At 23.4% G+C, this 4,472-nt stretch carries 2 protein-coding genes; both read left to right on the forward strand.

The genetic code is table 11. The features are described from left to right. Positions 1–1,567: 1,567 nt before the first annotated feature. The gene (locus L0U77_RS11355; RefSeq protein WP_233862833.1) at positions 1,568–2,533 is read left to right on the forward strand and encodes a restriction endonuclease; all 966 of its coding nucleotides are present in this window, start codon (positions 1,568–1,570) and stop codon (positions 2,531–2,533) included. Positions 2,534–3,370: 837 nt separating this feature from the next. After that, positions 3,371–3,826: a hypothetical protein gene (locus tag L0U77_RS11360; RefSeq protein WP_233900522.1), complete on the forward strand. Its 456-nt coding sequence runs from the start codon at positions 3,371–3,373 to the stop codon at positions 3,824–3,826. Positions 3,827–4,472 lie beyond the last annotated feature (646 nt).

A 4,472-nucleotide genomic window follows, 5' to 3' on the forward strand; every position in this document is an offset into this window, starting at 1 on the left:
AAAAAATGCTTAATTTGGTCATAAYACAAAAGTYAGTGCCGTTTTGCTACATCTGATTTTCCTGCGGAAAATCCTCGCACACAAAACAGCACTTTTCATATACAAACCGTTGTAAATAATAGCAAAAAAAACTAACCAAAATAAAATAAATAATTGANCTGAAAAAAAAACAAACTACTTACAACAACGTATATAAAAAATGCTTAATTTGGTCATAATACAAAAGTCAGTGCCGTTTTGCTACATCTGATTTTCCTGCGGAAAATCCTCGCACACAAAACAGCACTTTTCATATACAAACCGTTGTAAATAATAGCAAAAAAAACTAACCAAAATAAAATAAATAATTGATTTTCAAATAAATAAAAACATTAATTCATTTGTAATCTTTTAAATAAAACTATTTTAAGAAAGAAAAATAATTAAGAATATTTCTAGTTTTCAARAAARAGTTTTGAAATGTTTTTTAACTCGTTTGTAAAATCTGAATCAAAACAAATTTAAGAAAAAGAAGAAAAAATTAAGAATATTTCTAGTTTTCAAGAAAGTGTTTTGAAATATTTTTAACTCGTTTGTAGAATCTGAATCAAAAATAATTTAAGAAAAAGAAGAAAAAATTGAGAATATTTCTAGTTTTTAAAAAAGAGTTTTGAAATGTTTTTTAACTCGTTTGTAGAATTTTAAATTTTATCGGTTTTTTGAATAGTAATTTAATAATCAAAGTTAGGAATAAACAAAAAGCTACTATTTACAACAACGTATATAATTAATTGCTAGTACTAGCCTACTTACGAAAATCCCTTGGGGGATTTTCTATTCCGATTTTTTTTACTAAATTTAGTCCCGAATCACGCAACAAATCATACACAAATCCGTTGTAAATAATAGCAAAAAAAACTGACCAAAATAAAATAAATAATTGATTTTCAAACAAATAAAAACATTAGTTCATTTGTAAAATTTTAAATAAAACTATTTTAAGAAAGAAAAATAATTAAGAATATTTCTAGTTTTCAAGAAAAAGTTCTGAAATGTTTTTAACTCGTTTGTAGAATCTGAATCAAAACAAATTTAAGAAAAAGAAGAAAAAATTGAGAATATTTATAGTTTTCAAAAAAGAGTTTTGAAATGTTTTTTAACTCGTTTGTAGAATCTGAATCAAAAATAATTTAAGAAAAAGAAGAAAAAATTAAGAATATTTATAGTTTTCAAGAAAAAGTTCTGAAATATTTTTAACTCGTTTGTAAAATCTGAATCAAAAACAATTTAAGAAAAAGAAGAAAAAATTGAGAATATTTCTAGTTTTTAAAAAAGAGTTTTGAAATGTTTTTTAACTCGTTTGTAGAATTTTAAATTTTATCGGTTTTTTGAATAGTAATTTAATAATCAAAGTTAGGAATAAACAAAAAGCTACTATTTACAACAACGTATATAATTAATTGCTGGTTCTCGCCTACATACGAAAATCCCTTGGGGGATTTTCTATTCCGATTTTTTTTACTAAATTTAGTCCCGAATCACGCAACAAACCATATACAAATCCGTTAGCCACAAATCACCAAAAACCATGAAGAATAATGGAAAATCATTAGAAAAAACTATCAGACTTATCCAAGAGACTTTAAGGAGTTCTGAAAATACAAAAATTTTCAATAACTATAAAATAAAAAATGAAAGTGGTCAAAAACGAGAAATTGATATATTAATCGTTTCTTCAATAAATGATTTCGATATTAAAATAGCTATTGAATGTAAAGATTACAATAAAAAAGTTCCTGTTAAAGAAATTGAAGCATTCGAATCCAAATGTTATAGAATTAAAGAAATTAATAAAAAAGTTTTTGTTAGTACAAATGGATACCAAACTGATGCAATAAATGCAGCAAAATATTATGGAATTGAATTACACACTGCAAATAAACTCAAAAAAGAGGATATTCAAAGCTGGTTTTCTGTAAAACAAATGTCACTTCAAATTCAACCAAAATTTATAGCACCAACACTATATCTAGATGCTACACAAGAAATATTAGAACCTATGTTAAACAAATTTAATGGAGTTGTTTACAGAGAAAATGTTAATAACCCTATTAAAATAGAAACAGTTTTAATTGAAACTATTGACTATAATAAAAACAGCATTCTTAATCTTGCTATTATTGAATGGTTAAAATTGGACGAAACTAAAAAAAATAAATCTTTCCCTATACAATTTAAACTTGACTTTAATGATTACTATATCAAATCAATAAACCTAGAGAAAATTAAACTTTTTGGATTAATATCTAGTATATATGTAAAATTTATAAAAAGAGATGCTATAATTTTAAGTGGGAGAATTATCCAAGGTTCAAAAGAAAATGATGTTACAAAATCAATAACAATAGATGTTGGAAAAAATTTAAAAAGTGATATTATAATAGACAAAAATGAAGAATTAACATTTTTCGCTACAAATGAAAAAAATGAATCTGAAAAATTGAAATATTTATTTAGTTATAACCCAAAAACAAAAAAATTTAACGAAAAATAATCAGTGGCTAACACCGTATATAATTTATTGCTAGTAATCGCCTACTTACGAAAATCCTTAGGGGATTTTCTATTCCGCTTTTATTTACTAAATTAGTTGCTCGAAATACGCAACAAATCATATACAAAAACGTTAGTTTTCATTATTCAGAAAAAATGGAAATTTCAAGAATAAATAGAATTATCGAGAATATTTAAATAATTAAAATGAATAAATTATGAATTTATAAACTCGTGAAAAAATGTTGTTTTGCTTGAATCTAAAAAATAAASTTTAGAATTTTAAAGAAAAAGTTCAGAAAAAAATAAACAAATTGAAAATCTTTAAACTCRTGAAAAATCGCTGTTTTACGTAAATCTAAAAAAGAAAGTTTAGATTTTTAAAGAAAAAGTTTAATAAAAAACTCTGAATTTTAAACTCGTAAAAAAATTGCTGTTTTGCGTAAATCCAAAAAAGAATGTTTAGAATTTTAAAGAAAAAATAAAACATAAACAAATCTTGAATTTTAAATTCTTAAAAAACTTAGAAACGCAAAAAAACGTGCTTATAAAAATGTTTCGCAACGAAAAACTAACAACGTATATAATTAATTGCTGGTTTTCGCCTACATACGAAAATCCCTTGGGGGATTTTCTATTCCGATTTTTTTTACTAAATTTAGTCCCGAATCACGCAACAAATCATATACAAATCCGTTGGGCAACATTCAAAACCAAGTATGAAAAACGAAATAATTTGAGCAATAAAAATACAAAGTTGGAAATAAATAATAGTTGGAATTTAAAAGACGAAATAGATTCAATTTTTTTAGACACTCTTAAAAAAAGGAAAATTGAAATGAAATTTGAATCTATTGAAAATCAATTAAGTGTTTTAAGCAAAAAAGAATATAAAGATATTTATGAATCGCTTCCTGAATTTTTTAGATTCTATAAACTGAAAGAATTAAATATTGAAGGAAAAGAAGAGAGTTTCTATTTTATTTCAAAAGAATCTAAAGAAAATATTAAAATTAAAATTGCAATTTTGTTAGACAGAGGAAATGAAGTTTTAATTGACTTTGAACTATTAACTTCTGAATTATTTTACCTGCTTTCTCATTCAATCGAATTAATTACCTTAGACAAGAAAATGTTAGAGTTTGAGAATAACATTTTATCCTTTAAAAATTTGATAGAATTAGAAATTGAATCAATTATTGAAAATTTTGATTACACAAAAGAATATGAAGATTTTTATTCATATAACGTTGAGAAATATCTAAAATCAATAAGTAAAATTAAAGAAAAATAGAAATTAAAGAAAAACGTTGCCCAACACCGTATAAAAAAAATTGCTGGTAATAGCTTACTTACGAAAATCCTCGCGAATTTTCTTGGTTCGTGTTTTATTTACTAACTTTATTGCTTAAAACACGCAACTTTCCTTATACAAACACGTTGTAAATAATAGCAAAAAAAACTGACCAAAACAAAATAAATAATTGATTTTCAAACAAATAAAAACATTAGTTCATTTGTGATCTTTTAAATAAAACTATTTTAAGAAAGAAAAATAATTAAGAATATTTCTAGTTTTCAAGAAAAAGTTCTGAAATGTTTTTAACTCGTTTGTAGAATCTGAATCAAAACAAATTTAAGAAAAAGAAGAAAAAATTGAGAATATTTATAGTTTTCAAAAAAGAGTTTTGAAATGTTTTTTAACTCGTTTGTAGAATCTGAATCAAAACAAATTTAAGAAAAAGAAGAAAAAATTAAGAATATTTCTAGTATTCAAGAAAAAGTTCTGAAATGTTTTTAACTCGTTTGTAAAATCTGAATCAAAAACAATTTAAGAAAAAGAAGAAAAAATTGAGAATATTTMTAGTTTTCAAAAAAGAGTTTTGAAATGTTTTTNAACTCGTTTGTAGAATCTGAATCAAAACAAATTTAAGAAAAAG

Source organism: Tenacibaculum piscium (genome assembly GCF_021390715.1).
GTDB classification, from domain to species: Bacteria; Bacteroidota; Bacteroidia; order Flavobacteriales; family Flavobacteriaceae; genus Polaribacter; species Polaribacter piscius.

What these genes read in the sequence shown, in the direction of transcription:
- L0U77_RS11355 (WP_233862833.1), top strand. Translation starts at nt 1,568, where the DNA reads ATGAAGAATAATGGAAAATCATTAGAAAAAACTATCAGACTTATCCAA.
- L0U77_RS11360 (WP_233900522.1), top strand. Translation starts at nt 3,371, where the DNA reads ATGAAATTTGAATCTATTGAAAATCAATTAAGTGTTTTAAGCAAAAAA.